The sequence below is a fragment of the bacterium genome (genome assembly GCA_030648955.1).
Lineage (GTDB): Bacteria > Patescibacteriota > Minisyncoccia > Phycocordibacterales > JAUSHB01 > JAUSHB01.
Genome location: JAUSHB010000010.1, coordinates 65,414 through 91,951, shown reverse-complemented (window position 1 = coordinate 91,951; position 26,538 = coordinate 65,414). Strand labels below are relative to the sequence as shown.

The following is a 26,538-nucleotide window of genomic DNA, read 5'->3' as shown; positions in this document are numbered from 1 at the left end:
TCTTTGTTAAAGTGAATCACAAGATCGTAGGGGAGTGTCCTGATTCCTCCGGCGGAGAAATTTTTGGTATATGAATATACTCTGTACTATTACGTATCACGGTTCTAACGTCCTCTACGATGGCCCACAAAATTTAACCGCCTAAGGACGGTTTTAAATTTTGTACTTTTGTGGAAAGCGGAGCAATGTTTTTACGGCAGTAAAAACGGGCGAGGTAGGGTCGTGGAATTTTGTGCGTGACGACGCACAAAATATCCCTGACCACACAAATATGGTGGACACATATCAAAAGTTGATATATGTCCGACCTTAGAAAAAATATGTTAGGATATTCCCTATCCCCACTTGGGCTCATAGTAAAGTGGTACCTGCCTGCCGGCAGGCAGGTTACGCGAGCATTCCCCCCGTTAGAAATTTATGGGCTCGTAGTATAGTGGTAATACGCCGCATTCGCATTGCGGAGACACGAGTTCGATTCTCGTCGAGTCCACTGGCTTATTTCTAACGGGGCGGGTTGTCCGAATCCAGACGAACAGCGAACCAACTGCTTGGTTCGCGCGGGGAGTCGAACGGCGGAGTATGTCGCGAAGCGACAGCGAGCTGGGGCCGGCAGTTCTTAACGAGTGAAACGAGTTTAGAAACTGTGGCCGATTCTCTGTGAGTCCACCATAAGACATCCTCGCATTTTTGGTGTAATATACACCCCATAATATCGTCTTAACTTACGAAGGAGCATGCCGAAACAATTGAGACCGCAAGAACAATTTCTTGCCGCATACGATGAGTTTTCAAATTCAGTGCTCCAACACTGCACCTTTCGTATATCTGATTCAGAACGTGCCAAAGATCTCACTCAAGAAACATTCATGAAAGTATGGGAATACATTGCAGAAGGAAATGAAGTGCGCAATATGAGAGCACTCGTGTTCCATGTTTTGCGAAATCTCATTATCGATGAATACCGGGGAAGAAAGAAAAAATCTTTTTCGCTTGAGGCACTTAAAGAAGAAGGATTTGATCCTCCGGTTATGGGCGACAGTCACATTCTTGTCGAAAGCGACACACGGATTGTGACGAAAGCAATGCATGAATTGCCGGATAATTATCGCGAGGTGCTTCTTCTTCGCTATATAGACGAGCTTCCTGTGAAAGAAGTTGCGGAACTGGTCGGCGAGTCTGAAAATGCGATCTCGGTGCGGATTCATCGCGGACTTAAGATATTGAGAAAGAATTTAGGTATTGAAGAAACAGTATGAACAACAAAAAATCACCGTGGATCAATATTGTGCGTAATGTAAAATTCACAACACGTGAGCGTGATTCAATGCGTCGCACCCTTGCTCAGTTCATGGAAGCTCATCCGGTAAGAGATATAGAAAATTCACGTCTTTACATTAAACCAAGTCGGGATATTATTAAAATAAAGTTTTTAACATATAAAGCTATGATCATAGGACTTATTATTGCGTTGGTGATGGGAGGAAGCGTTTCGTTTGCAGCCGAGAATACAATTCCTGGAGATGCACTATATCCGGTGAAGGTGTATGTAAACGAAAATGCGCGCGTTGCGGTTGCGTTTTCAGATAAATTAAAAGCAGAACTTGCCGTAGAACTTGCGAATCGCAGGCTTGAAGAGGCGGGGAAACTTGCGGTACGAGGCACGCTCGATGCTGATACAGAAGCGAGTGTGGCTACGAATCTTGAGAATCGTATCAAGGATGCGCGGGCAAAACTTGCAACTCTCAAATCTCATGATGAAGACGGAGCATCTGAAATAAAAGTTGATCTTAGTTCTGTGTTAAGCGCACACAGTGCCGTGCTCGCAAAAGCAAAGAAAGAGAAAGAAAAAGAACACAACACGGGTTCAGTGCGCTCTATTGATGCTCTCGGCGTTGTTCTTGCAAAAATGGAATCTGAAGATGACGATGACGACGAAGATGGAAATCGCATGGCAATGAAAGCTCTCTTAATGGGCACTACAACAGTAATGATGAACGCATCATCGACTCCATCGATAACTCGCGAGGCGGCGGAAGGAAAAAAGAATGCGGCTCAAAATAAACTTGCCGAAGTTGCACGTAAATTAGGAAGCTCAACCACAGGAATAGCAACCACTACGGCGCAGGTAAAATTTGCCGAGGCACAGAGAGTATTTGCGCAAGGAGAAATATCGTTCACTGCCGGAGTTTACGCAGATGCGTTCTATGCTTTCAAGCAAACAATGCAACTTGCGCAACAGGCAAAACGTCTTGCCGATCTCGAAGAGGAATTCACTGGGGAATTTAGTGTGAATCTTCATGAATCAGACGATGAAGATGAAGACAACAGTACAACAACATCGGATCGCAAGGGAGACAATAAAGACAATGAGCGCAACGAAAAAGAAAACTCATCAGGGGTGAATTCTGGTATGCGTGCAAATGGAGGGATGGGTGATGATGGGGATTCCCATAGTAGAGATGAAGAAATAAAAACGGAAATAAAAACCGAATCACGGGTTGATGGAGGGGTCCGTGGAAAAATTGAAATTAAAAGCAATATTAATCTTGGGCTCTAATACTCTTATAACTAACGTACTCTTATAATTAACGAGAAAAACACGCGAGGATAAAATATATCCTCGCGTGTTTTTATTTTCAGAAAATAAGGTTTTTGTGTTTCTACCTCGAATCGATCTTTTTGAGGACTTTCGGAATTTTTTTGAAGTCTTCGAGCAATGTTCCGCGCATACCACCATTGTAGAGCGCTGCGGCGGGGTGGTAGAGCGCGTAAAAATTTCTCACCCCCATTCCTGTTACTTCTCTGCGTAAAATTTTCCCATGGACGAGAGATATTTTTTCTCCCGGGAAAAATCGTTCCAGCGCGTGTCGCCCCAAGAGAATGATAAGTTTTGGATCAATGAGATTGATCTGCTCAAAAAGCCACGGATAACACGCCGTTGCTTCTTCGGGAAGCGGGTCGCGGTTATTGGGCGGGCGATATTTGACCACGTTGGTGATATACACACCTTCGCGCTTAAGATTGATCGCTTGGAGCATCTCATTTAAAAATTTTCCTGCAGCGCCGACAAACGGTTTCCCCTGCAGATCTTCATCCCGCCCAGGACCTTCGCCGATAAACACAATATCCGCATTCGCACTTCCATCTCCGGGAACTGCTTGCGTTGCGGTTAAGCGGAGCGTGCATGTACATTCCTTGGTCCATCGCTCATTGATTTCTTTGAGGCGAACCTCTTTTTCTCCAAGGTTGTTCATTCTTTTCCTCGAAATTTTTTAAGAATTTTTATATCTTTCTCAACTTTATCGTATTCCGTTTCAAGCATCATATCTATGTTGTGTTTCTTCGCGAATGGAGTAATAAGTTTAAATCCCGCCAAACCAATATGACCATCGCCAATATGCTCATGCCTATCTTTATGGGCACCGAATTCTACCTTGCTGTCATTTGCATGCATCATTTTTATTGCTTTGATGCCGATCGTGCGCTCAACTTCTTCGATCGCCTCCGTAAATGTTTTTTTAGTGCGCCAATCGTAGCCAGACGCAAATGAGTGTTGGGTATCGAGACATATTCCGGTAAGTGCAGGATGACTAACGCCGCCAATAATCTCGGCGATCTCGCTAAAAGTATCACCAATGATTTCCCCAGCACCAGCGCTGTTTTCAATAAGCAGTTTTGTTGTCCCCGTATATCCATCGAGTGATTTCTTGAGCATTTCAATGGTTTGCGCCAGAGCTTCTTTTTTACCAAGTTCTTTTGCCGAGCCGAGATGGGTCATCACATAGCGCGCGCCCAGAAGAGATCCGCGTTCGAGCTCGTCCCGCACCACACTTCCGGAGCCGTATTTGATACGGTTGTTGGCGGACGCAAAATTTATGTAATACGGAGTATGGATATAAAAATTCTTGATGCCATGCTTTTTCATTTCCGCTTTGAATTTTTTCACCACTTCTGGCGTTAGCTCTGGTGCTTTGCCTCCTTGTGGAGAACGAGAAAATACCTGGAATGCTTCGCATCCCCAGTCGTGTGCTCTTTGCGGAGCGTTAAAAATTCCTCCCGCCGCTGATACGTGACATCCGATGTTCATTTCGACATCTTATCATTCAATTTTTGATGAAACAATCCAAACCATTATCATATTGCGTGAAATTTGACAGACCATAAAAAATATGCTAATGTTGTGAACATATAGCTCTTTAAATTATTACAGTCGCTCGCCCGAGCCTTCTCGTGATAGAACTTCTTGGTTCCTTACCCTGAAAGCCTCGTTTGGTAATTTCTAGTATACATTTTTAACGCTTCTCGTACGACTATGAAAATAGGTATAAATATAATTTTAGAGTAAAATTATGGCATGGGTAGCCTCGAAGAAATAAAATCCTTAATTCATTCTTATGATGACTGGGAGGACATCAAGAACAAACCTAGACCTTATGTCTTTGCTATTAATAAACCCGAACAATCTTTGGTGTATTTTGGTAGTACACACTCACGCGAGTCCAATAACGAACAATTTATAATTTTAGAAAAAGAATGGGAACAATTCTTGAAGAAAACAGGAGAAGAAAATAGGGTAGTGTTTGTTGAAGGAGGTTTACGAACTGTGCGTTCAACAAAAGAAGAAGCGATTCTTAAAGATTCTGAGAGTGGATTTATTACTTACCTTGCTAATCAAGCCACTATTGAAATAGTTTGCCCCGAACCAGACAGAAACACTGAACGAAAAGAGTTGCTAAAAGAGTTTACAAAAGAAGAAATACAATATTATTATTTTGCTAGAACTATACCTAGTTGGCATGAAGTAAGAAAAACGTCTGATGTAAACTTCGCAGACCACTTAGATAGATATAAACAAGAACTAAGAAAAGGAGTAGATGATGAATGGAGAGACTTTGATTTCTCTCTAGAAAATATGAGATCTATTCATAGGAAAATATTCCACTCTGAATTTGATGAACAAGATATAGACTACATAAAAAAAATACTCAATCCTACGACAGAAGAGTCAGTAGTAAACAAAGTTGCACGGGCAAGTAGCGCCTTTCGGGACGTAAATATAATTTCAAAGATAGAGGAATATTGGAATTTAGGAAAATCAATATTTGCTGTATTTGGATTTGCACATGCGGTTACAGAAGAACCTGCTTTGCGTAAGTTGCTAACTTAGGTTTGTATATTTCTACCCTTCTCGTGCTAGCACGACTTGGTGAGCGTTCGGGTAATCTAACTATAGGAGGTAATGATGTCAACGTCTACTTATTCAAAATGCCCTCATTGCGATAATGAGACTGATGGCGATCAAATTTGGTCGTGTGGTGATTGCGGTTGTGTGCACTGCAAAGAATGTGATCCAGACAATGGTTCTTGTCCCAAATGTGGGAGTCGTGAGATGAATCAAGTTGGATATATTGACTCCGACAGTGCCAGTGACGAAGAGTCGACAAGTGGTGAGTATACAAAGTGTCCACACTGTGGAAAGAATATTGTGATCCAGATAATGGACACTGTCCCGAATGTGGTGGGAGCAGAGTCAAAAATATAGGTCATATTAATAACTGAAAATAATACCCACTTCATGAACCCTCTCGTAATAAAACCACAGAGGGTTTTTCTTTTCATGGGAGTTATGTTGGAATGGTATTTTTATATTACGTAAACATATAACATGCGAGCAAGTTGGTCATCTTTTGTTGCAATAGAGATGGTGTCGATGGGTATCCAATTAGGAAATTTATAATCACATGAAACAATCTGAGTACCAGCTCTGCATTCTCGGAGAATTTTTGGAGCAAGTTTTTTTAGAACTTGTGGAGAGAGATAACAAAATAGGTGTGTTGCTTGAGTAATATTCGCATCAAAAATATTTTCGTAATGTATACCGATAGAGAGTTTTCGTGTACGCATAGTTGCGACGAGAAACGGGATGATACCATTCTCTATGCCTACTCCCGATATTTCTGATGTACGCCTAACCGCTTCAATGAGTACGCGACCATCGCCGCATCCAAGATCGTAAAGAATGCTCCCTTGTGACAAATGAAGCGCGTTCACGATTTGTATAACTGCTCGTTTCCGAACAGGGACAAATGGAACGTCGATAATAATTTTATCTCTTACAGAAAATAGGAAAAAAAAGATAGTAGTAATAATAAGTGCTACAAGTACTAAAAGCGTAAAAAATAAAAGTGGGGGTAATAAAAACATACTTTTAAATTATAGCGAATATTAGCTTCGAGTACAGTTTTTTATCATAATGATTATCTTTATGATACAATTTCTTTACAATGATAAAAAAGAAAACTTCATGGGGGCATGTTTCGGGATGGTACGACAAACTTATCGAGCGGGGAGAAGATACTTATCAAAAAAAGGTCATTTTACCAAACCTCTTACGGCTCATGGACGTTAAAAGAGGCGAAACAGTGCTTGACCTTGCATGCGGGCAAGGGTTTTTTTCTCGGGAACTATCAAAACTGGGAGCGCATGTCATTGGCGCCGATATTTCCAAGGAATTGATCACCCTTGCACGTACGCACTCTCCCAAAGGTATTCAATTTGAAGTTTCTCCGGCCGACAATCTCTCGTTTCTAAAGAATAATTCTATTGATATTATTGTGATGGTACTTGCAATCCAGAATATTGAAAACATAGACGGAGTGCTCAAAGAATGTGGGCGTGTGCTTAAGCAAAACGGAAGATTTTTTATTGCGATGAATCATCCTGCGTTTCGCATACCCAAAGAAAGCAGCTGGGGGTGGGACCAGAAATTGAACCTGCCTGCCGCTCGCCTGCCAAATGAGCACGGGCAGGCGACGCGCCTGTCTGCCGTGTCGGCACAGGCAGATGGCTCTGCGGCGCAGGTAGGAATGCAATATCGACGTGTAGACCGGTATCTTTCCGAAGTAACATCAAAAATTGTCATGAATCCCGGAGCCCGAACAAGCGTTCACACTATTTCGTTTCATCGCTCACTTCAATTTTATTTCAAAAAGTTTTTTAAGAACGGATTCGCGGTAACACGACTGGAAGAATGGATATCGCACAGGAAAAGCGAGAAAGGGCCCCGCGCGATCGCGGAGGATCACGCGCGCAAAGAAATCCCCCTCTTCCTTTGTCTTGAAATTAAAAAACTTTAATACTTCAATTATGATAAAGTTTTTTATTACCACCATAGCGCTTGCAACGATTGTCTGGGGTGGTGGCATGTTGTACCAAAGTGGGTGTGGAAATATTGATTGTATGACCAAAACGTTTTTTACGCAGGAAGAGGTTGCGGAGCCCTCTTTTTCTTCAACACAAACCACAACTCGGGAAGTAGTAAAAAAAGAAAATACTACCCCTATTCCAACTACCACAAAAATAAGTGCGGAGAAAAAAGTAAGCGCGCCGGGACCACTTAAGGTTATTCACGATGCGATTTTAGGTGAAAATCAATCAGAGCTTACTCGAATGGGTATTATTGATCAGACAAATAATGAACGTATCACGCAAGGACTTTCAATGCTTTCAGAAAATTCAAAACTCAATACTTCAGCGGAGGTAAAGGTGAATGATATGTTTGTAAAACAATACTTCGAACATGTTTCGCCTTCGGGGGTAAATGTAGATAATCTTGCGGAATCTGTGGGGTATGCTTACATCCTAGTAGGAGAAAATCTTGCGTTGGGAAACTTTAAAGATGATCGGGCGGTTGTTGTTGCTTGGATGAATAGTCCTGGCCATCGCGCCAATATTCTCAATACTCGCTTAGAAGAGATTGGCGTGTTTACGAAGAAGGGAATATTTGAGGGCAAGGAAGTTTGGATTGCTGTACAAGAATTTGGTAAACCACTTTCTTCCTGTCCCAGCATCGATCCGTCGATCAAGCAATCCATTGAAAACAATAAACGACAAACCGAATCCCTCCAAACATCCCTTAATGTCTATCGCCAAGAAATAGATTCCATGCAACCAAAGTATGGGAATGAATACAATAAAAAAGTTAATGAATATAATTCTCTCATCCCATCGTATAATCAACTCATTGAAGCAACTCGTGCGTTTGTTGATAATTACAACGCCCAAGTAAGGCTGTTTAATGAGTGTATAACAAAATAGCTCAACTTAACTTTTATCAGAAGTTTTTAATAAGAGTCTGTGGTATTTAATATTTTTTTAAACAAATTTTATCTATGCGAAATTGACATACACTAAAAAATCGTTTATAGTGTATTCGGACAGATTCAAGAGTTCTTTAAAAATCTGACCAAAATCTTAAGACAACAATCACCAAGGAGCTCAACAGTGCCAATAGTCAAAGGAACAGAAGTGATCTTACGCTCATTTCAAGAGCGATTGAAAAACGTTCTCGAGAATGAGCAGCGACCAGAGGAGGAAGGCAAACAACCAATAGCCAACCTCCTTTTTCAGTTCATAAGGAATCTAACGGGATATCTCGACATCGAAGTGGCGTACATTGATAAATTCAGTTCTGGCAGTAGTTCTCAACATTCGAAAAAGAGACCTCCATCCACACCCTTACCCAAAGTTTTTTCTATGTTGGGTAATGTTGATGGGGTTTCCTATTATTGCCGAGATGGAGAACTCTGTGAGCCACACCAAGAGCAAGAGGGTGTCGCGCCTCATTCAACGTATCCGCGAGTCCGGGTTGTTCCCATGAGCAATGTTTCGGAAAAGCTTGCCCATGCACTTGCCCAGGAGATAATAAAAAGCTTAGAATTTTTCGTATCTTCCAACAAGGAGCCCACTCCTCAGCAATGCAATGGTTTTGTGGTTAAATTCGTAGTACGTTCGACGGATGGATCCATAGGAAAACGAAAGTTCGCTTTTATTGAAAAAGAGAAGGAGGTTCAAAACTATAAGGATGCTATTGCGACATTTTCCTCGCGGTACAAAGGAGATATTGCGCAAAAAAAACTTCAACAGATGGAGGAGATATTTATTTATGCAGGTCATTGGGTTTTGATCACAAAAAATCTTTCCCCAAGAGCTTCTTCTATGGATATCGTTGTTGCGGGAATTATTCCAACAGATCTCGGAGTTAACGAGCAGTCGGAATCAGTGGTCTAAAGATGTAACAATCAGATTTTTTTTCACAAAAGCGTCCGCTACCACGGACGCTTTTTTCTTTCCCCCACACCTTTCAGAGTATTGTGTTTTTGTTGCACGAACTGCATTCAATATCCAAGATTGTTTCTTCCATGTATTGATGAATGTTGGTAATTATGTCACGAAAACGTGGGGCAACGATACCCTGAAAGGTGTGGGGGTTTTGCTACAGAATTCTTTGTGTGTACAATGGAGTAATGGCAAGGCTTGTATTTGATATTGAAACCGTCGGGGAAGATTTTGATGCGTTGGATGAAACGACGCGTGATGTTTTGACGCGTTGGATAAAAAAAGAAGTGCGGAGTGACGAGGCGTATGAATTGGCACTTGCAGAAATTAAAAGCGGTCTCGGACTTTCTCCGCTTACGGGGCAGATTGCCGCGCTCGGCGTCTTTGATTGCGAAAAAAATAAAGGAGCGGTATATTTTCAAGCACTCGGGGAAACCATCAAATCTTTTGAAGAAAATGGCGTTTCGTTCAAGCAGATGACCGAGCAAGAAATGCTGGAGCATTTTTGGGATGGAGCGAAACACTACGATGAATTTATAAGTTTTAACGGCAGAGGTTTTGATGTCCCGTTTCTTTTAGTTCGTTCTGCGGCTCATGGGGTCAAAGCAACAAAAGATTTAATGGCGAGTAGGTTCTTGAGAAGTCAGAAACCGCATGCACGGCACATTGACCTCCTCGACCAGCTTACGTTTTACGGGGCGGTGCGAAAAAAAGGGAATCTTCATCTGTGGTGCAGAGCGTTCGGCATCAAAAGCCCCAAGTCGGAAGGGATCGGCGGGGAGGATATCGGAAGGCTCTTTAAAGAAAAACGATATATCGATATTGCGCGATATAATGCCGGTGATCTTAAGGCGACGAAAGAACTTTATGATACGTGGGAGAAATATATTAGGGCGTAGAGCGTAAAGCGTGGAACGTAGAGCGTAAGTGAAAAAGGCGTCTTTAGCTCAGTGGTAGAGCGCTCCCTTCACACGGGAGAGGTCGTAGGTTCAATCCCTACAAGACGCACTATGGCAAAGTATTTTGATGAACAAAAATGGACCGAAGCTATCAAGCGGCATACTTGGTATCTTTTTCTTGCTGAAGACCTCTTGAATCTAAACAAAAAAGCTCAAGAGGGGAATGGAAAGATTACTCAAGAAATTAAGGACGAGGTTTATTCATTTTTTGAAAATCATTTAGCAAACGGTGACATAATGCTTGGCAGGCAAGGGCCTAACTGGGATCAAGAACGAAAACCAATCGATACTGTTGTAATTCACCATACGAGAGGCAACCCTAATATCACCCAGCAAAGATTAAGCGCAATGCACCTCATTCGTCTTTACGCGTTGTATTACGCGTCACCGACATATGAACCGGATAAATACATTAAAGGTCAACCGATTTACTCAAATCATTTTCGTGATGGTAAACAAGTTTTTTATGCTTATCACTGGCTTGTTCGCATGAATGGAGATGTTGAACGCTTATTGCCGGATAATGAAACTGGATGGCATGCTGGAAATTGGGAAGTAAATTGTCGGAGTGTTGCAATCTGTTTAGATAATAATTACGAAAACTCTTCTCCATCAGACGTTGTCCTTTCGGCGACTGCTAAAATCATTAAAGAAAACTATGGCAATGTTGATAAAAAAAGAATTTTCGGACATAGGGAAATCAATCCGAAGAAAACATGCCCTGGTAATTTATTTCTAGATGGATGGAAGGGAAATTTATTAGAAATCATTTAAAGTATCAATGAAAAATCACGCAAAGGTTGGAGGAAAAAAGGGGAGACCCGCGTATCGCACGCCGTCGCATTTTCGATTCAACACAAAGAATCGCGTCGTGAAAGCGAAATTTTCCAGCAGGAAACGTCCGATGTTGTAATTAATTCTATTTTGAATATAATGATTTATATGGCAAAAGACTGGTCAAAACTCTATAAGAAATATAAAGGATTGTGGGTGGCTCTTGGAGAGGACGAATTAACCGTGCTTGGCTTTGGTGCCACAGTAAAAGAGGCGGTGTCAAAGGCAAAAAAGAAAACAAGCAAGACGCCCTTTCTTATGCATGTACCTAAAACTCTCGATTCATACGTCGGCGCATTATGAAATTTAGGTACGCAAAAATTAAAACAAAGGTCTGACCTTTTTAAAATTCCCAAGGTCAGACCTTAACCCGCCAAAGCTCTTGAAGCTCACGAAACTACCGAAGCTTTTTTAGGCTCCACGTTATACGCTCTACGACTTTGTGGTACACTAAAGTATGTCACAATTTTATAAACCACATCGAAAACCCGACTGGAATTATGGCGGACCCAGATGGCGTCTTTCGCGCTCAAAAATAGATCTTTTTGTTAATTGTCCTCGTTGTTTTTATATCGACAACAAGCTTGGTACAGCACGCCCGCCAGGATTTCCTTTTAATCTCAATAGTGCCGTCGACCATCTTCTTAAAAAAGAATTTGATATTCACCGTGTCGCAAAAACCGCACACCCATTGATGAAGCATTATGGCGTAGACGCAGTTCCCTTTGTGCACAAAGACCTTGATACATGGCGAGAAAATTTTAAAGGTGTTGAACATTTTCACGAGAAAACAGGTTTTACAATCTCTGGCGCGGTGGATGATATTTGGGTGAATCCAAACGGAGAACTTATTGTCGTTGATTACAAGGCGACGAGCAAAGACGAAGAAATTACCGCCCTTGATCAAGATTGGCATGACGGATACAAGCGGCAAATGGAAATCTATCAGTGGCTTTTACGAAAAAATGATTTTAAGGTTTCCAATACCGGATATTTTGTGTACGCAAATGGCATTAAAGACAAAAAAGCGTTTGATGGAAAACTTGAATTTGATGTCACGTTGATTACCTACAAGGGTGACGATTCTTGGGTGGAGAAAACAATCACGAATATCAAGGAGTGCTTAGAGAGTGACGCAATTCCCAAGGTAGGGGATGGATGTGAATATTGCGCATACCGTGAAGCGGCGCGTGATGTGCAACTTGAGCACAAGAAGAAATAATGATAATACTATAAGCACGCTATTGAGAAAGCGAGCTGTTGGTACATGCCTGCCGGATAGGCATGTACTGGTGGTACGTGCGCTTCGGGGTCGAACATTTTATCGGGGTATAGTATGCCGGTAGTATGCATGCCACACCCCCACACCAATTTGCCGGGACATAGTATACCGGTAGTACACACGCTTCGGGTGCGTGAAGACTGGGTTCGATTCCCAGTGTCCCGAAAGAAAAAATTGGTGTGGGGGTGAAGGTGCGCCTGCCTGCCGGCAAGTGAAGACAGGGTTTGATTCTCTGTACCCCGATAAAATGTTCGACCAGAAGTCCCGGGGACTTCCGCGGAAGTTTCCATAAGAAATTTTTGAAGACCATGTTTGATTCCTAGCAGACCGACCAGAAGGAGGGACAAGTAGGTAAATAAAGTTTGTATCGTGGCGAGGCACATTTCAATATTAAAAGATGTCATTACTTAAGCGGGACGTAATATAGTGGTAGTATACATCCATGGGGTGGATGCGGTCCGAGTTCGATTCTCGGCGTCCCGACAAAAAAGTTCAAAATATTTATGGCAAAAAAAATACTTGGTATTGTGCTCATTCTAACGGGTCTCGTGGCGCTCGTCGTTCCTATTATTCCTGGAAGTATTATTATATTCCTCGGCCTAGAAGTTGCGGGTGTGGGATTATTAAAAGATCGTTTCCCGATATTAAAAGCAAGAGTAAAAAATTATTTTAAGAGACGGGAAACACCACAATGACTTCCCGCGTTATTTATCAAGAAGATACGTCATGGATATGTTCTACAAAAAAGTTATCCGATTAATTGAATACACCGGAATCATATTTTCATTACTTGCCGTGTGGTTGTCTTTAAGTGCGATATCAGCAAGTTTATCTATCGGTGGACAACAGGCGAATGTTCTTTTGTCGAATGAGACGGTTGAGGAAGTTACTCAAGAGCAACTACAGTCTATTGAATTACCAGACATCAATCTCGTGAATAATAATAACCATGGAACAATGGTATTTGTGGGCGACATTATGCTTTCACGAGGTATCGGGGAAATTATGGCGAAGCAAAATAATTGGCTTTATCCATTTAAGCACGTGAGAGAATACTTACAAAAAGCCGATCTCGTGTTCGGAAATCTAGAAGGTCCGATTTCCGGACGCGGACAAAACCAAGGAAGCATCTATTCATTTAATGCGGACCCCTATGCCGCTCAAAGTCTCACTGATTCCAATTTCACCGTGCTTTCAGTCGCCAATAATCATATTTTTGATTATGGACGTAACGCATTTCTCGACACGCTTGCCGTACTGCGTCTTTCGGAGATTGACGCGGTCGGTGGCGGAATTAATTTTGAAGATGCACATCGTCCTGTGATACGAGATGTAAAAGGCACTAAGGTGGCATTCTTGGGATACACAAATCTTCTTCCGCGTTCGCGGGGAGCAGAGGATTCTGTTCCGGCAATTTCATATCTTGACGAAAAAGTTATGAAGCGTGACATAGAAATCGCAAAAACTCTCGCGGATATTGTCGTGGTGTCACTGCATTGGGGCGATGAGTACGAAACAAAGCACAATGATTTTCAGGAACGAGTTGCGCATGGTGCAATCGATGCTGGAGCGTCGCTTATTGTTGGACATCACCCACATGTGGTGCAGGAAGTTGAAGAATATCGCGGCGGATATATCGCGTATAGCTTGGGTAATTTTATATTCGATCAAAATTTTTCAGAAGATACAAATAAGGGACTTATCCTCGAAGTAACGATACATGATAAAAAGATAAGCGGGATTAAAACTATCGGCGTTTCCTTTAATCGGACGTTTCAGCCAAGTTTTATGGATTTAGGTTATTAAACCCGCTGTGTAATAACCTTTTCTATTGCCATGACGAAAAATTATTGCGCAGCGGGGCTATTGAATTTTTAAGATTGTGATAAGATATCTTGTAATATGTTTCAAGAATTTTTATTAAAAAAATTAATCAAATCGAAATTGGGTGATGTTCCCGATGAAGAAATTAACAGGATCATCAAGATCGTTAAAGAAAATCCAACCCTATTTCAGACCATTGCTTCGGAAATTGAACAAAAAGTTAAAGGGGGACAAGAACAAATGTCCGCCGCCACAGAAGTCATGGGGAAATATGGAGACGAGTTGAAGAAACTTAGTTAGGGGATTGTGTCTGGTGCGCGTGGCAGGGGACTTTTGTCACGCGCACCAAAGTGTGTCACGTTTGTTTAACATCCTCGGTGGTATGGTTGGGTGCAGGTAGGCACTTTGTGGATAACTTTATTTCTTAAGCTTCTGTTTAATTGATATACTATTGTTGTACCCACGTGATATCTTTAAATGTTTTAAAAAACCGGCGAGTTTGATTTTCGCACTACATAATGAAACCAATCACTCTTGAGGAATTATCATCGCCGGGTTGTCACAACTGCAAGGCATTTGAGGAATTTTGGCATTCAGTGGAGAAAGACTGGCCTAACGTTTCTTACAAAAATGTAAGTATCATGGATTCAGAAGGGCAAGAGATTGCGCAGAAATATATGATATTTGCTTCACCAGGGATTATCATAAACGGGGAATTATGGGCGACAGGAGGGTTTGATAAAGAAAAATTTATTACGTACATCACAGAACTTTCAAAATAATTTATTTTATGGAATCAAAAGTTTCTAAGAAGATTGTTATTTTTCTCGCTATTGTATTGTTCGCAGTTATCGCACTAGGTCTATTTTGGCTTTTTTCGTATAAGGGAACCGTTGTGGCAGGAGATCCGAATAACCTCGGACTATTCTGGTGGATCTTCAGTTTTGCGGCCGGGCTTTCCATGATTGTGTTGCCGTGCACCTTGCCGCTCGCGTTTGTCATTGTGCCGCTCTCTATGGGACGTGGAATTGTGAAAGGTCTTGGTATGGCGCTTTCATTCGGGCTTGGTATAGCGATTACCCTAAGTCTTTACGGAGTTGCCGCCGCGCTTTTTGGAAAGGCTGCCATCGGTGCGCTCGGCTCTGATGCCGCCGAAACTATTAAAAACTGGGTGTACTTTATTGCCGGAATGTTCGCGCTTGTCTTTGCATTGAGCGAAATCGGCCTTATGAAATTCCGAATGCCGACCTATACTGGCGCAGCTCCGGCGTTCATTCAAAAGAAACAAGATTATCTCAAGGCGCTTCTTCTCGGACTTTTCTTGGGTAATGTCGGCATCGGATGTCCACATCCCGCAACGCCACTTATCTTGGTTGAGATCGCTTCAAGTGGAGACGTTCTCTACGGATGGATGCTTTTCCTTGTTCATGCGATTGGGCGAGTATTACCCCTTATTTTCCTTGCACTTCTTGGTATTATGGGAGTCAACGGGCTTTCATGGATTATTGCGCGAAAGGATAAAGTTGAACGAATTACTGGCTGGGCGATGGTTTTTGTCGCTGGATTTATCCTCACTCTCGGACTTTTCAGTCACGATTGGTGGGTGAACTCCGGGATTCATACAGGGCTTGAAAAGCTAACCCAAGAAGAATCACTTCTTAATATCGTTAAGCAAAATATTGGCAGTGCGGTAACTCATGACCATGGCATGGAAGTGGGGACAGGACTTTTTGGTCTCCCGCTCTGGCTCGGCAATTGGTTCTTGGTGTTTTTGTGGGTATTCCCTATTTGGTGGTGGTGGTTTAGGGAAAAGAATCGTGTCAGTATGATTCCCGAGGCGAATCAAGTCAAGGAAAAAGATGCGGAGCACGGTCTTTTAATGTCCCGTGAAAAATTCTTCACCACCCTCACCATAGTGTTGGCACTTATTTTTATCTACATACTTCCGCATAATTTTCTTAAACACGAAGCGCTTGAAGGCGGACATATGGGGGTCACGATTGACGAGAATATGCCTCACGGACACGATTCGACAGGAAACTCAGTTCTCGACGCCAATGATACTTCGCATGTAATGGGAGAAGAAGACAATACTCAAACTGCCGACCAAAAAACTCCCGTTATTCTTGATGAAAGCATGCCTCACGGGCACGATGATGTCGGAAATTCCATAGACTCAAATGCAACAGCGGGCGGTCACGTGATGACCGATGGGGATATGATGATGGGAAACGACCATATAATGTCCGCGAGCGCGCAATTACGTGAAGAAGGAGAAATTATCGAAGGTCTTGTGGTTAATAGTATCGCTCCAAAGAATCCGGGTGTGGGAGTGCCGGTGAAATTGCAATTTTTTGTGAATGAAAAACTGTCCGGAAAGCCGGTTGACGATCTTGAAATATCGCACGAGAAATATATTCATGTCATCGGTATGCGAGACGATCTTACGCAATTCTTCCATCTTCATCCGAAGAAAACAAAAGCGGGAACGTGGGAGGTTCTCTATACATTCACCGAGGGGGGAACATATAAAATTTGGTCTGATATAAAACAGGGCGGTACTGCTTATACATTCGGTCACACGAAACTTTCGGTGTTTGGAAAGGATGGAAGTGTCGTATCCTCCACAAAGCAGTCTGTTGATTTTCTCTCGAATACGATGGTAGGCGATTATCAAGTTGCGTTTAGTCATGGCGCGCCGCTCGTGAAGGGTAGAGAAGAAACGATTCGTCTTGCGGTAAAAAATCTCTATGGCAATGGCGTGGAGCTTGAAAGTTATCTCGGGGCACCTATGCATCTTGTGCTCGTTAAAGATGATTTAAGTGAGTATGTTCATACTCATCCGGGCGCTGCAGCCAGTCCGGGTAGTGAAATTACTCCGGACAATACCGGACACGATGATTCAGACGGTCATCACGGGATGATCGATGGAGAAGAATCCCAGTTGTCGGAAGTAATTATAAAAACAGCTCGTGCGCATGGTGGAGTGGAAGAACCCCACCTAGAATCATCGGAACTCCCGTTCAGTGTTACCTTTCCCACGGAAGGCGTGTATAAACTTTTTGCGCAGTTCAGACCCAAAGATGCAAACCTTGCGCCCGATGAAGCAATCCGCGCTGAATTTTATGTGAAGGTCGCAAAAGAGGTCAATAAACCAGTCGTGCCATCGACAAACAAGGTTGATCCGCAGGCACGATGGTGGACACTTTTTATTAGCTCGATCATTCTTATGTCACTTTTGAGTTATGGGGTGCATCGATTTTTGCAGGTTAAATGACAAAAAATAAAAATGTAAATGTCAAAATGCAAAATGACAATTGAAAATTTAAAAGTAATGAATGGTAAAATCGGAATTATAAACGTAAGAGGATTATAAGACTTAACAGGCGCATGTTAATGTTTTAATTTTTATCTTTACATTGTGACTTTAATTTTTGATTTTTAAAATTTGATTTTGTAGCCATGAATAAATACATTACATTAGGAATAGTGCTCGTCGTGCTCATTGGCGCTGGTGTCGCATTTCGTTTTTTTTCAGGAGACGAACGGAAACCCCTTGATACGGGGATTGTCCGCGAATTTACTCTGACCGCAAAGAAAGACGAATGGAAATTTGAACCCGACGATATAACCGTCAATCAGGGCGACAAAGTTATGTTGAAGATAGTAAACGAAGATAGTTATGACCACGGCATTGCTATCGACGCGTTTGGCGTTTCAGAAAGAATTCCGGCACTTTCAACCATCAACATTCAATTTGTGGCGACACAACCGGGCGAATTTCCATTTTATTGCTCTGTCCCATGTGGTGATGGGGAGGTAAATGGGCATGCCCGTGGCCACATAGATCAGGTGGGCAAGCTTCATATAAAATCTCTTATGGAAACACGGTAATATAATAATAAATAATGTATGGCAAAACTAGTACTCAAAGTAAAAGGAATGCATTGCGCATCGTGTTCGATTCTCATCGACAAGTTGGTTGGCAAGCAGCCGGGTGTCACGAGCGTAAAAACAAATTATGGCTCGGCAAAAACAGCGATTGAGTTTGATGAATCAAAAATTTCTCTCGAAACAATTGACGCGTTTGTCAATAAGCTCGGATATGATGTGATTCGTCCCGATGAAGAGAGCGCAACGATCGAAGAAGAAGAACAAAAAGAAGCAAAACAGATCAAACAGGCGCGAAACCGCGTGATCGCGGCATTTATTTTGGCCGCTCCCATTGTTGTGTATTACATGGCGGTTCATATGTTCAATCTCCAGCACGTGCATCAGCTCTGGGGGATCGATCTCAATTACTTCTACTGGATACTTTCAACGCCCATTCAATTTGTTATTTGCTGGTCATTTTATAGGAATGCATTCACGGCGATTCGTGTCGGATCGGCAAATATGGATGTGCTCGTAGTCCTCGGAACTTCCGCCGCATATTTTTATAGTATGATCGGATTCCTTTGGTTTAATATAAGCCATCCATTTTGGGAAAGCTCTGCTGCGCTTCTCGTGTTTATTCTTCTCGGCAGATACATTGAAGTGCTCGCGCGCGGGAGAGCGTCAAACGCTATCAAAGAACTTCTTAAGCTTGAAGCAAAAGAAGCTCATGTGGTGCGCGATGGAAAGGAAATGACGGTTCCCATCAATGAAATTAAAGAGGGAGATATTGTTGTGGTGCGTCCGGGAGAGAAAATCCCCGTGGACGGCATTATTGTTGAAGGGAGGACTCATATTGATGAAAAGGTAGTAACAGGAGAATCATTTCCGGTTGGCAAGGGTGTCGGAGAAGAAGTAATCGGCGCCACCATAAACCAAGAAGGACTTATTAGGTTCAAAGCGACCAAAGTCGGGAAAAACACGCTTTTATCTCAAATTGTCAGAATGGTTGAAGAAGCACAGGCATCTCGCGCCCCCATTCAGGATCTTGTGGATAAAATCAGCGAATACTTCGTGCCTGCCGTGGTGGTTCTTTCGATATTGGTTTTTGTCGGCTGGTATTTCATTGCGGAGCTGCCGTTTAGGGCGGCGCTCATGACGACGATTGCAGTGCTCGTGATCTCGTGCCCGTGCGCCATGGGTCTTGCGACACCGACAGCGCTCGTGGTGGGAATCGGACGTGCGGCAAAATATGGAATTATTTTGAAGGGCGGCGAAGCGCTTGAAAAAGCATACAAGGTTACGGCGATTGTGTTTGATAAAACGGGAACACTTACAATAGGAAAGCCAGTGGTAACAAATTTTCTCATGCTTCCATTAGCCCAAGTTGATGAGGGGGAAGCAGTATTCCTCGCGGCGTCCGTAGAACAAGGATCCGAACATCCTCTTGCCCGCGCAGTCATTGAGAAAGGAAAAGCGCAAGGGGAACTCGTATCGCCGAAAGATTTTAAAGCTATTTCTGGATACGGCGTGTATGGGATGGTTTTTGATAAGGGAAGCGATAAGAAAGTTGAAATTGGAAATCCTGCGTATATGAAAAACCTCGGTATTGATATTGCTTTATACCAAGATAAGGTTGATACATTGCAGGGCGAAGCAAAAACAGTTGTGTTTATGGCAGTCGATGGAATTCCTACCGCGATGATCGCAATGGCGGACACATTGAAGCCATTTGCAAAAGAAGCTATCGCGGAATTGAAAAAAATGGGCAAAGAGATCGTGATGATTACTGGCGATAATAAAAAAACAGCAGAAGCGATCGGACGTGAAGTCGGCATCGATCGGGTGATGGCGGAAGTGTTGCCGCAAGATAAAGCAAAAATGGTTAAACAGCTTCAGGCAGAAGGAAAAACTGTCGCGATGGTGGGAGACGGTATTAATGACTCGCCTGCGCTTGCGCAAGCGGATGTCGGTATTGCAATCGGTTCGGGAACTGATGTCGCTATTGAAACGGGCGAAATCGTGCTCGTGAAAGACGATCTTCGCGACGTGGTGACCGCGATCCAACTTTCCGGAAAAACAATTAAGAAAGTTTGGCAGAATCTTTTCTGGGCGTTCTTTTATAACGTTATTGCTATTCCAGTCGCCGGAGGAATTCATCTCCTGATAACAAAGACTGCGTTCGTGGGTGGCGTCCCCGCGGCTTGGGTGATTGTGATGAGTGAAAACTTGGGAAGATTCGGAACATATTTCTTGAGCCTCTCGCAAGCAACGCTCCGCCCAGAAATCGCGGGATTCGCCATGGCATTCTCATCAGTATCAGTCGTTCTCAACTCCCTCCTCCTCAAGCGTTATGTCCCGCCGATTGAGAAGGGCGTTAAGTAATTATTCAAATTCTATAACATCTAACGCGATTAAACTTTATGATGAAAAAAATAAATATAGATATAAACCACCTTGTGGTAATTACATCGATTATTCTCGGTTTTATGGTGGCATTTTGTGAGGTGATTAATTACAAATATCATATATGTTCCGGGGTAGGAATAATTTCTATTAGTGTTGTAATCATTTTTGTTACTTTTTCGGTGGGTATTCTTTCAATGTTTAGCCAGCAGTCCTTAAAAGAAAAGCAAGAAAAAGGAGAACATGCTCCTAATGCCTTGCTTGTCATCGCTAGCTTTATTGCGTTTTCTATTAATATCTTTTTTATTCTTATTTGGCTTGGTCATATAATCATTTTTTAAAAATATAAAAGCGTTATGTCCCGCCGATTGAGCGTAGTATAGAGAAGTGATATAGTGTTGGGCATGAAGTCCGGTGTCGTAATTGTAATAAGTATCCTCGTCCTTAGTTTATTGCCGGTGTGGCAACATGACAGTTTATTTGGAGGTAAAAGAATTAATTCTCTCGAGTATTTTGGTAATTGTTGGCAGGGAGATGTAAGATTATGTGATTACAACCCTTTTGATTAAAAAAACACTATGGAAAAAATAACACTTGATATAGGAGGAATGCACTGCGGGGCATGCGCGACTGGCATACAAATGCTTGTATCCGGGATGGATGGCGTTAAATCTATCTTTGTCGATTACGATAAAAAGAAAGGAGAGGTAGAGTTTGACTCGGCAAAAGTGACTAAAGATGCTATTATTAAGTCGATTGCGGAACTTGGATATACGGCGACGTAAGAAAAATGTAAAATGTAAATATCAAAATTAAAAATGACAATTAAAAATGCAAAATAAAAGGGAAAGGTCTCTAAAATTTTAAATTTTACAATGCCATTTTGCACTTTGATTTTTAAACTTTGATTTTATAACATGGACATTTATATATTTCTCGTCATCGTTCATCTCATTGGAACCGTTCTCGGTGTAGGCGGGGCAACGTTTATTGAAATCTTTCTTACCAAATCACTTAGAGATGGTCATGTAGACCCTGTAGAAGGTGATTTTCTTAAAACAACATTCACAGTAGTGCGAGTGGGTCTCATCCTCGCCCTTCTTTCTGGTTTCGGGTTTCTTCTTTACTATCAGCTGAACGGGCAGGCATTCAAACTTTATAATCCACTTCTCTGGGCAAAACTCACTATTGTCATTGTTATTGCCGCTAATGCGCTCCTCCTTCAGGCGCATAAAATTTCTCTCTATTGGGGAAGTGCATTTTCTTTTGTATCATGGTATGGAGCTCTGATTGTTGGAGTTTTTCTTACCAATGCGAAGTCATATTCATATTTTGAGGTGATGCTATACTATACGATCGCAGTTATTGCGGGAAGTATCATTCTGGATCTTATTAGAAAATCCTCTAGCGCAAAAGCATGATTACCCCACTACTAACATTTTCCTTGATCGCCCATGTGATTCTTGGAATCATAGCTGTTGCCGCGTCCTATGCGGTATGGTTGGAACTTATCAAAAAATCTCCATCCGTATCCTTCCTCAAGAAATCCTCGCTTATCTCTTTTTTCTCGTATCTTTTCTCATGGTTTTCAGGGGGTTACTATTACGTTGTGTATTATGGAGATATTCAAAAGCCAAAAATTGTTGCCGGAGCGTATCCGTGGGCGCACAAAATTTTTACGGAAGCAAAGGAACATATTTTTCTCTTCCTTCCTTTTGCAGCCCTTGCTTTGCTGATCGTTATATGGAAAATGAATCAAGATTTATCACAGAATGAGGGGTTACGAAAAGGGGCCGTATTTCTTGCTGGATCGATAACTGTATTAGGACTTTTAATCGCACTAGCCGGCATTATCATATCGGGCGCTGTGCGCTAAAAATATATGGAAATTTCAAAAACAAAGCTGGTAAACGCATGTATTATTGGAGCGATCTCCGCGGTAATTTTCATTGTCGTGCTTACTATTGTCGCCGATCTATATGCACCGCTTAAAAAACTTCTCAAGGACGCGCATTACCACCATTGGGTGGGGAAAGGAATATGGGCGACTATTTTTTTTGTTGCGGTCACTTCTGGATATTTTTTTATAAAAAAAATAGATACAAGCGATAGTACCACCCGCTTCATGCGCGCTCTTGCGTGGACTTTAATTTTCGGCGCGCTCACGCTTTTCCTATTTTTTACGTATGAATTTTTCAAACACTAATTAGTTGTTCCTCGATATCATTTGCAAAAACCTTTAGTTTTGCTACGATTATCGTATCACTCATTAAAAATTGATTATGGCAAAAAAAATCTATCTTCTTGTTGGTCATCCTGACAAAGAGACCATGTCGGGAGCCCTTGCATCCGCCTATGAAGAGGGTGCTAAAAGTGCAGGGCATGAAGTCAGGCGTACTAATATCGGTGATCTTGTGTTTGATCCGATTTTACACAAGGGATACAAGGTGATTCAGGCGCTCGAACCCGACCTCTTGAAAGCGCAAGAGGATATTAAATGGGCTGATCATATTGTCGTTATCTACCCTAACTGGTGGGGAACAATGCCCGCGCTTCTCAAGGGGTTTTTTGATCGGGCATTTATTCCCGGATTTTCTTTTAAGTTTCATAAGGTTGATTTTGGATGGGATGGTCTCTTGCGCGGTAAAAGTGGTCGCGTGGTCATCACAATGGACACAAACCCGTTTCATACGCGCATGCTCTTTGGTGATTTCACCAATGAACTTCGCCGCGCAATTCTAATGTTCTGCGGTGTTCGCCCTGTGTGGCTTACGACGATTGGTCCGTTGCCGCGCATGAGCGATGCAAAGAAAAAAGCTGTTATTGAAAAAATTCGCGATTTTGGACGCAAAGGGATATAACGTAAACTTGAGTTAAAAATGTAAGGGCGTTCTCGGTGTCTTCATGTTCTTATCACGAAGGTATCTGTATGATTGGGAACAGTCACAGTACATTTCAGTACATTTCAGTACATTTTTCTCGTCGTAACTTGTCAACTGGGAGGATATTCATATGAGTACACAACGGAGTATTGTGCAAAATGGCAACACAACAGCATCAATTTTCTTCGCAGAGGGAGTATTTCATGCAGGCGTAGGGGAAGTTCAAGGAGGGGAAATAGAGAAGAAGCCCTCTTCCAATAAGGTCGAATTTTGTTCCGTGTGTGGCAATGTGGGGCATAATGCCAGTGACTCATGTTGCCCATATCGAGCAATCGATTTTCAGTGAAGTAATAGGTACTTGTTTTACCCCCGTGCTTTTTATGGCACGGGGGTTAGTGTTGTGGTAAACTAGTTATTTCGTGTCGCCATAATCATAATCACTCATGTCTTTATCTATCGGCATCGTAGGGCTTCCCAATGTGGGCCCCAGTAGTACAGCAAAGCTGACTACGGGGCGAGTAGTGGTAATCTAATACTTTATTTCATCGCATTTATTATGTCGTTATCTATAGGAATTGTTGGTTTACCGAATGTCGGAAAGTCTACACTATTTAACGCGTTGACGGAAAAATCCGTTCCCGCGGAGAACTATCCATTCTGCACCATCGATCCGTCGGTAGGTGTTGTTGGTGTACCCGATGAGCGTCTTGGAAAATTATCTGAATTTTCACAATCCGCAAAAACAGTTCCGGCGGCAGTTGAGTTTGTGGATATTGCAGGACTCGTGAAAGGCGCTTCTGAAGGCGAGGGGTTGGGAAATAAATTTCTTACGAACATTCGCGAGACGGACGCGATACTTGAGGTTGTGCGGATTTTTGAAGACGATAACGTGATTCATGTAAGCAACCGTGTAGACCCTGTGGATGATATCGAAGTGATCAATCTCGAACTTGTTCTTGCAGATTTACAGACCGTTACCAAACGACTCGGGAGTGTTGAAAAGGATGCAAAGCGGGGAGACAAAGTTGCAGTCGCCGAAAAGGCGGTTTTGGAAAAACTGGACAAAGTATTAACAGAAGGCAAGCTCGCGTCATCCGCAATTCTTACTGATGATGAAAAAAATGCCGTCAAAAGCCTCAACTTTCTTACCACGAAGCCAATTCTTTACGCACTCAATAAAAAAGCTGGCGGGAAAAATCTTGATGAGATGCAAGACGAGCGATTCAAAAAACTTACTGATTTTCTCAACGGGATGAACGCCTCATGGGTAGTGATTGACGCAAAAGTTGAACAAGAACTCTCGGGGATTACTGGCATGGAACGCGAGGAGTTTAAAAAAGAATTGGGTGTCAAGGACGGTTCGGGAATTAACGAGCTTATTAAAAAAGGATATGAGATGTTGGGACTCATCACATACTTCACGACAGGAGAAGATGAAACACGCGGATGGACGATCAAAAAGGATTCCACAGCGCCCGTTGCTGGAACCGCGATTCATAATGATTTTAAGGACAAGTTTATCCGCGCAGAAGTCATATTTTGGCAAGACCTTTTAGGCGTCGGTTCCTACGCAAAAGCTCGCGAAAAAGGGCTTGTACGGACGGAAGGGAAGGAATATGTTGTTAAAGATGGCGATGTGGTAGAATTTAAGATCTAAGAATCTTGAATTATATAGGATTACCCTATATAATCTGAAAGTTGATTGAATTTTAGTGTATTACATACACTAACCTTGCTCACCAGTAATTCTTATGGTAAGTTTTCGATAGTAGTTTAGTTCTTCAAAACTCAATTTACGAGCGAGGTGAATCATCATGCCACCAGATACAGTGGAATTTGACGTTATACTGACATTTCCTGATAAAGATCTTAACCTTGATCCCAATCGCTATACTGGGAATGAACCCGAAATTTTGAAAGCACTTTTACAAAAAGGGCTTTCAAATAAGAAAGGACATTTAACACCAAAGGGGCGTAAGTATTTTTCAAGCGATGAATCTCGATTCATCGATGTACGACTCTCATCATTTCTTGAAAGTAATTATGATAATCATGATCGGGCATGTGCGTATCGAGATTATGGAAAATATGTCTCGACGTGTCCTCGAAAAGTCACATTATCATTTTGTTTTACTGTAAGTGACTTTATGGAAGATCCGCTACGTTATGGGGGTAAAATTGATCCATTACTTGTTGAGCAAGGTTTTTTCAACGAGGATGGCTATCTTGCCTCGAAAGCAATATCTGCTTTAGAACAGGCGAGGTCTCACAGTAGGGAGAGAACCTCCAAACGTATCGCAAAAACATTATCACAGGATTAATAACTATTGCGTTAAGCCCCCATGGACATGGGGGCTTAATTTTTGTATAATTCTTAATTATGGAAACACCAATACAAAAACCAAAAACAACTCCTAAAGATTTTTTTCTTAATCTCGCCGTGATTGCAACACTGTATGTGAGTGTGGTGAGTATCCTCAACCTCTTATTTGAGGTAATTAATCGCGTGTTCCCTGATCCGTTGCAGATGTATATCGATCCATATTCTTCAACCATTCGATGGACTATTGCTTCACTTGTTATTATTTTCCCGCTCCATATTTTGTTTTCATGGATCCTCAATCGTGATATTGAAAAAAACCCAGAGAAAAAGGAACTCTCGGTTCGTAAATGGCTCACGTTCCTCACCTTATTTATCGCAAGTGTAATTATCGCGGTAGATCTTATCGTGCTCATCAATACATTTCTCGGGGGAGAAATTACTACGCGCTTTATTCTCAAAGTACTCGTCGTGCTGGCAGTGATTGGTTCTATTTTTGGGTATTACATGTCAGATATTCATGGGAAGTTTACTCAAGAAAAGGGTCGTAGGTATTTTGTTTGGGGATCCACATTGTTCATCCTTGTCTCAATTGTTGTTGGTTTTATGGTGATGGGATCCCCCCAAGCACAACGTCTGGTTCGGCTTGATGATCAACGAGTCCAAGCACTGAGCAGTATCCAATGGCAAATTGTTAATTACTGGCAGCAAAAAGAGAAATTACCAGAGACACTCGATCAACTTCATGATCCCATCGGTGGGTTTATTGTTCCGACGGACCCTGTTTCTGGGGAGGCGTATGGATATGAAACTACGGGGAAGAATGCATTTAAACTCTGTGCTACCTTTGGCGCCTCAAACCAAGGCGGTCAAGTGTCTTACGAAACTTCTCGCCCGGTTCCTATGCCAATTCCAGCCAAGGGATACGGGAATGGCCTTGATGAAAATTGGCAACACGGTGTTGGGAAAACATGCTTTGACCGTACGATTGACCCCGAACTCTACCCATCACTGAAAAAAAAGTAATCTTTTTGTTTTAAA

General features: G+C 42.2%; 30 protein-coding genes and 4 tRNA genes. 31 read left to right on the top strand and 3 right to left on the bottom strand.

From position 1 onward, the window contains the following. Nucleotides 1-419 precede the first annotated feature (419 nt). From Q7S11_02260 to Q7S11_02250, 3 genes are all read left to right on the top strand, one after another. Nucleotides 420-490, top strand: a tRNA-Ala gene (locus Q7S11_02260). Nucleotides 491-734: 244 nt separating this feature from the next. After that, nucleotides 735-1,256 (top strand): RNA polymerase sigma factor, encoded by a 522-nt coding sequence (locus tag Q7S11_02255; GenBank protein ID MDO8572574.1) that lies wholly within the window; start codon nt 735-737, stop codon nt 1,254-1,256. Beyond that, nucleotides 1,253-2,557 carry a DUF5667 domain-containing protein gene (locus Q7S11_02250; protein MDO8572573.1) on the top strand — a complete coding sequence of 435 codons (1,305 nt, stop codon included), beginning with the start codon at nt 1,253-1,255 and terminating at the stop codon, nt 2,555-2,557. Before Q7S11_02255 ends, Q7S11_02250 begins: the two co-directional genes overlap by 4 nt. 103 nt (nt 2,558-2,660) lie before the next feature. Here Q7S11_02250 and Q7S11_02245 read toward each other — a convergent pair whose 3' ends face one another. Together Q7S11_02245 and Q7S11_02240 are read right to left on the bottom strand one after the other, a co-directional pair. Continuing rightward, nucleotides 2,661-3,254: a uracil-DNA glycosylase gene (locus Q7S11_02245; protein ID MDO8572572.1), complete on the bottom strand. Its 594-nt coding sequence runs from the start codon at nt 3,252-3,254 to the stop codon at nt 2,661-2,663. After that, nucleotides 3,251-4,087 carry a deoxyribonuclease IV gene (locus tag Q7S11_02240; protein ID MDO8572571.1) on the bottom strand — a complete coding sequence of 279 codons (837 nt, stop codon included), beginning with the start codon at nt 4,085-4,087 and terminating at the stop codon, nt 3,251-3,253. Before Q7S11_02240 ends, Q7S11_02245 begins: the two co-directional genes overlap by 4 nt. A 267-nt stretch (nt 4,088-4,354) precedes the next feature. Here Q7S11_02240 and Q7S11_02235 point away from each other — a divergent pair, with 267 nt between their 5' ends. Further along, a complete protein-coding gene (locus Q7S11_02235; GenBank protein ID MDO8572570.1) occupies nt 4,355-5,167 on the top strand; it encodes a hypothetical protein in 813 nt (270 codons plus the stop codon). Nucleotides 5,168-5,643: 476 nt separating this feature from the next. Here the strand turns inward: Q7S11_02235 and Q7S11_02230 are convergent, their stop codons facing one another. Further along, complete coding sequence (locus Q7S11_02230) at nt 5,644-6,204, bottom strand: hypothetical protein (protein ID MDO8572569.1); 561 nt, start codon at nt 6,202-6,204, stop codon at nt 5,644-5,646. An 80-nt stretch (nt 6,205-6,284) separates the two neighbouring features. Here Q7S11_02230 and Q7S11_02225 point away from each other — a divergent pair, with 80 nt between their 5' ends. The 27 genes from Q7S11_02225 (at nt 6,285) to Q7S11_02095 (ending at nt 26,523) form a co-directional block, all read left to right on the top strand. After that, nucleotides 6,285-7,136, top strand: coding sequence for a class I SAM-dependent methyltransferase (locus tag Q7S11_02225; GenBank protein MDO8572568.1), 852 nt, complete (start codon nt 6,285-6,287; stop codon nt 7,134-7,136). Nucleotides 7,137-7,146: 10 nt separating this feature from the next. Then, nucleotides 7,147-8,097, top strand: a complete 951-nt coding sequence (locus Q7S11_02220) for a CAP domain-containing protein (GenBank protein MDO8572567.1) — start codon at nt 7,147-7,149, stop codon at nt 8,095-8,097. A gap of 186 nt (nt 8,098-8,283) precedes the next feature. Beyond that, the gene (locus Q7S11_02215) at nt 8,284-9,069 is read left to right on the top strand and encodes a hypothetical protein (protein MDO8572566.1); all 786 of its coding nucleotides are present in this window, start codon (nt 8,284-8,286) and stop codon (nt 9,067-9,069) included. Between the two features lie 236 nt (nt 9,070-9,305). Continuing rightward, a complete protein-coding gene (locus Q7S11_02210; GenBank protein MDO8572565.1) occupies nt 9,306-10,016 on the top strand; it encodes a ribonuclease H-like domain-containing protein in 711 nt (236 codons plus the stop codon). Between the two features lie 37 nt (nt 10,017-10,053). Continuing rightward, nucleotides 10,054-10,125, top strand: a tRNA-Val gene (locus tag Q7S11_02205). A 2-nt stretch (nt 10,126-10,127) separates the two neighbouring features. Beyond that, a complete protein-coding gene (locus Q7S11_02200) occupies nt 10,128-10,850 on the top strand; it encodes a peptidoglycan recognition family protein (protein MDO8572564.1) in 723 nt (240 codons plus the stop codon). Between the two features lie 168 nt (nt 10,851-11,018). Next, complete coding sequence (locus tag Q7S11_02195) at nt 11,019-11,213, top strand: DUF5678 domain-containing protein (GenBank protein MDO8572563.1); 195 nt, start codon at nt 11,019-11,021, stop codon at nt 11,211-11,213. A 154-nt stretch (nt 11,214-11,367) separates the two neighbouring features. After that, a complete protein-coding gene (locus tag Q7S11_02190; GenBank protein MDO8572562.1) occupies nt 11,368-12,132 on the top strand; it encodes a PD-(D/E)XK nuclease family protein in 765 nt (254 codons plus the stop codon). Between the two features lie 154 nt (nt 12,133-12,286). Next, nucleotides 12,287-12,357 (top strand) — tRNA-Pro (locus Q7S11_02185). Between the two features lie 247 nt (nt 12,358-12,604). Further along, a tRNA-Pro gene (locus Q7S11_02180) sits at nt 12,605-12,675 on the top strand. 20 nt (nt 12,676-12,695) lie between these two features. Beyond that, the gene (locus tag Q7S11_02175; GenBank protein MDO8572561.1) at nt 12,696-12,887 is read left to right on the top strand and encodes a hypothetical protein; all 192 of its coding nucleotides are present in this window, start codon (nt 12,696-12,698) and stop codon (nt 12,885-12,887) included. A 37-nt stretch (nt 12,888-12,924) separates the two neighbouring features. Then, entirely contained in the window at nt 12,925-13,998 is a 1,074-nt protein-coding gene (locus Q7S11_02170) for a CapA family protein (GenBank protein MDO8572560.1), read from the top strand. Between the two features lie 96 nt (nt 13,999-14,094). Continuing rightward, nucleotides 14,095-14,316, top strand: coding sequence for a hypothetical protein (locus Q7S11_02165; protein ID MDO8572559.1), 222 nt, complete (start codon nt 14,095-14,097; stop codon nt 14,314-14,316). Nucleotides 14,317-14,534: 218 nt separating this feature from the next. Then, the gene (locus Q7S11_02160; GenBank protein ID MDO8572558.1) at nt 14,535-14,798 is read left to right on the top strand and encodes a thioredoxin family protein; all 264 of its coding nucleotides are present in this window, start codon (nt 14,535-14,537) and stop codon (nt 14,796-14,798) included. An 8-nt stretch (nt 14,799-14,806) separates the two neighbouring features. Beyond that, nucleotides 14,807-17,293: a cytochrome c biogenesis protein CcdA gene (locus tag Q7S11_02155; GenBank protein MDO8572557.1), complete on the top strand. Its 2,487-nt coding sequence runs from the start codon at nt 14,807-14,809 to the stop codon at nt 17,291-17,293. Between the two features lie 185 nt (nt 17,294-17,478). Continuing rightward, nucleotides 17,479-17,910, top strand: a complete 432-nt coding sequence (locus tag Q7S11_02150; GenBank protein ID MDO8572556.1) for a cupredoxin domain-containing protein — start codon at nt 17,479-17,481, stop codon at nt 17,908-17,910. Between the two features lie 18 nt (nt 17,911-17,928). Further along, entirely contained in the window at nt 17,929-20,274 is a 2,346-nt protein-coding gene (locus Q7S11_02145; protein ID MDO8572555.1) for a heavy metal translocating P-type ATPase, read from the top strand. A gap of 38 nt (nt 20,275-20,312) precedes the next feature. Then, the gene (locus Q7S11_02140) at nt 20,313-20,636 is read left to right on the top strand and encodes a hypothetical protein (protein MDO8572554.1); all 324 of its coding nucleotides are present in this window, start codon (nt 20,313-20,315) and stop codon (nt 20,634-20,636) included. A gap of 237 nt (nt 20,637-20,873) precedes the next feature. Further along, nucleotides 20,874-21,080, top strand: a complete 207-nt coding sequence (locus tag Q7S11_02135) for a heavy metal-associated domain-containing protein (protein MDO8572553.1) — start codon at nt 20,874-20,876, stop codon at nt 21,078-21,080. Nucleotides 21,081-21,212: 132 nt separating this feature from the next. Next, complete coding sequence (locus Q7S11_02130) at nt 21,213-21,716, top strand: hypothetical protein (protein ID MDO8572552.1); 504 nt, start codon at nt 21,213-21,215, stop codon at nt 21,714-21,716. Further along, nucleotides 21,713-22,171, top strand: coding sequence for a hypothetical protein (locus Q7S11_02125; protein MDO8572551.1), 459 nt, complete (start codon nt 21,713-21,715; stop codon nt 22,169-22,171). Before Q7S11_02130 ends, Q7S11_02125 begins: the two co-directional genes overlap by 4 nt. A gap of 6 nt (nt 22,172-22,177) precedes the next feature. Then, nucleotides 22,178-22,501: a hypothetical protein gene (locus tag Q7S11_02120; GenBank protein ID MDO8572550.1), complete on the top strand. Its 324-nt coding sequence runs from the start codon at nt 22,178-22,180 to the stop codon at nt 22,499-22,501. A 76-nt stretch (nt 22,502-22,577) separates the two neighbouring features. Further along, complete coding sequence (locus tag Q7S11_02115; protein MDO8572549.1) at nt 22,578-23,156, top strand: NAD(P)H-dependent oxidoreductase; 579 nt, start codon at nt 22,578-22,580, stop codon at nt 23,154-23,156. Nucleotides 23,157-23,307: 151 nt separating this feature from the next. Next, the gene (locus Q7S11_02110) at nt 23,308-23,523 is read left to right on the top strand and encodes a hypothetical protein (protein MDO8572548.1); all 216 of its coding nucleotides are present in this window, start codon (nt 23,308-23,310) and stop codon (nt 23,521-23,523) included. 210 nt (nt 23,524-23,733) lie between these two features. Further along, the gene (gene ychF, locus Q7S11_02105) at nt 23,734-24,834 is read left to right on the top strand and encodes a redox-regulated ATPase YchF (protein MDO8572547.1); all 1,101 of its coding nucleotides are present in this window, start codon (nt 23,734-23,736) and stop codon (nt 24,832-24,834) included. A 157-nt stretch (nt 24,835-24,991) separates the two neighbouring features. After that, nucleotides 24,992-25,498 carry a hypothetical protein gene (locus Q7S11_02100; protein MDO8572546.1) on the top strand — a complete coding sequence of 169 codons (507 nt, stop codon included), beginning with the start codon at nt 24,992-24,994 and terminating at the stop codon, nt 25,496-25,498. A 59-nt stretch (nt 25,499-25,557) separates the two neighbouring features. Further along, nucleotides 25,558-26,523 (top strand): DUF5671 domain-containing protein, encoded by a 966-nt coding sequence (locus Q7S11_02095; protein MDO8572545.1) that lies wholly within the window; start codon nt 25,558-25,560, stop codon nt 26,521-26,523. Nucleotides 26,524-26,538 lie beyond the last annotated feature (15 nt).

Excerpts from the sequence above, each read along its gene's own strand:
- Q7S11_02255 (MDO8572574.1), top strand. The coding sequence starts at position 735 with ATGCCGAAACAATTGAGACCGCAAGAACAATTTCTTGCCGCATACGAT.
- Q7S11_02250 (MDO8572573.1), top strand. The coding sequence starts at position 1,253 with ATGAACAACAAAAAATCACCGTGGATCAATATTGTGCGTAATGTAAAA.
- Q7S11_02245 (MDO8572572.1), bottom strand. The coding sequence starts at position 3,254 with ATGAACAACCTTGGAGAAAAAGAGGTTCGCCTCAAAGAAATCAATGAG.
- Q7S11_02240 (MDO8572571.1), bottom strand. The coding sequence starts at position 4,087 with ATGAACATCGGATGTCACGTATCAGCGGCGGGAGGAATTTTTAACGCT.
- Q7S11_02235 (MDO8572570.1), top strand. The coding sequence starts at position 4,355 with ATGGGTAGCCTCGAAGAAATAAAATCCTTAATTCATTCTTATGATGAC.
- Q7S11_02230 (MDO8572569.1), bottom strand. The coding sequence starts at position 6,204 with ATGTTTTTATTACCCCCACTTTTATTTTTTACGCTTTTAGTACTTGTA.
- Q7S11_02225 (MDO8572568.1), top strand. The coding sequence starts at position 6,285 with ATGATAAAAAAGAAAACTTCATGGGGGCATGTTTCGGGATGGTACGAC.
- Q7S11_02220 (MDO8572567.1), top strand. The coding sequence starts at position 7,147 with ATGATAAAGTTTTTTATTACCACCATAGCGCTTGCAACGATTGTCTGG.
- Q7S11_02210 (MDO8572565.1), top strand. The coding sequence starts at position 9,306 with ATGGCAAGGCTTGTATTTGATATTGAAACCGTCGGGGAAGATTTTGAT.
- Q7S11_02200 (MDO8572564.1), top strand. The coding sequence starts at position 10,128 with ATGGCAAAGTATTTTGATGAACAAAAATGGACCGAAGCTATCAAGCGG.
- Q7S11_02195 (MDO8572563.1), top strand. The coding sequence starts at position 11,019 with ATGGCAAAAGACTGGTCAAAACTCTATAAGAAATATAAAGGATTGTGG.
- Q7S11_02190 (MDO8572562.1), top strand. The coding sequence starts at position 11,368 with ATGTCACAATTTTATAAACCACATCGAAAACCCGACTGGAATTATGGC.
- Q7S11_02175 (MDO8572561.1), top strand. The coding sequence starts at position 12,696 with ATGGCAAAAAAAATACTTGGTATTGTGCTCATTCTAACGGGTCTCGTG.
- Q7S11_02170 (MDO8572560.1), top strand. The coding sequence starts at position 12,925 with ATGTTCTACAAAAAAGTTATCCGATTAATTGAATACACCGGAATCATA.
- Q7S11_02165 (MDO8572559.1), top strand. The coding sequence starts at position 14,095 with ATGTTTCAAGAATTTTTATTAAAAAAATTAATCAAATCGAAATTGGGT.
- Q7S11_02160 (MDO8572558.1), top strand. The coding sequence starts at position 14,535 with ATGAAACCAATCACTCTTGAGGAATTATCATCGCCGGGTTGTCACAAC.
- Q7S11_02155 (MDO8572557.1), top strand. The coding sequence starts at position 14,807 with ATGGAATCAAAAGTTTCTAAGAAGATTGTTATTTTTCTCGCTATTGTA.
- Q7S11_02150 (MDO8572556.1), top strand. The coding sequence starts at position 17,479 with ATGAATAAATACATTACATTAGGAATAGTGCTCGTCGTGCTCATTGGC.
- Q7S11_02145 (MDO8572555.1), top strand. The coding sequence starts at position 17,929 with ATGGCAAAACTAGTACTCAAAGTAAAAGGAATGCATTGCGCATCGTGT.
- Q7S11_02140 (MDO8572554.1), top strand. The coding sequence starts at position 20,313 with ATGATGAAAAAAATAAATATAGATATAAACCACCTTGTGGTAATTACA.
- Q7S11_02135 (MDO8572553.1), top strand. The coding sequence starts at position 20,874 with ATGGAAAAAATAACACTTGATATAGGAGGAATGCACTGCGGGGCATGC.
- Q7S11_02130 (MDO8572552.1), top strand. The coding sequence starts at position 21,213 with ATGGACATTTATATATTTCTCGTCATCGTTCATCTCATTGGAACCGTT.
- Q7S11_02125 (MDO8572551.1), top strand. The coding sequence starts at position 21,713 with ATGATTACCCCACTACTAACATTTTCCTTGATCGCCCATGTGATTCTT.
- Q7S11_02120 (MDO8572550.1), top strand. The coding sequence starts at position 22,178 with ATGGAAATTTCAAAAACAAAGCTGGTAAACGCATGTATTATTGGAGCG.
- Q7S11_02115 (MDO8572549.1), top strand. The coding sequence starts at position 22,578 with ATGGCAAAAAAAATCTATCTTCTTGTTGGTCATCCTGACAAAGAGACC.
- Q7S11_02110 (MDO8572548.1), top strand. The coding sequence starts at position 23,308 with ATGAGTACACAACGGAGTATTGTGCAAAATGGCAACACAACAGCATCA.
- ychF (MDO8572547.1), top strand. The coding sequence starts at position 23,734 with ATGTCGTTATCTATAGGAATTGTTGGTTTACCGAATGTCGGAAAGTCT.
- Q7S11_02100 (MDO8572546.1), top strand. The coding sequence starts at position 24,992 with ATGCCACCAGATACAGTGGAATTTGACGTTATACTGACATTTCCTGAT.
- Q7S11_02095 (MDO8572545.1), top strand. The coding sequence starts at position 25,558 with ATGGAAACACCAATACAAAAACCAAAAACAACTCCTAAAGATTTTTTT.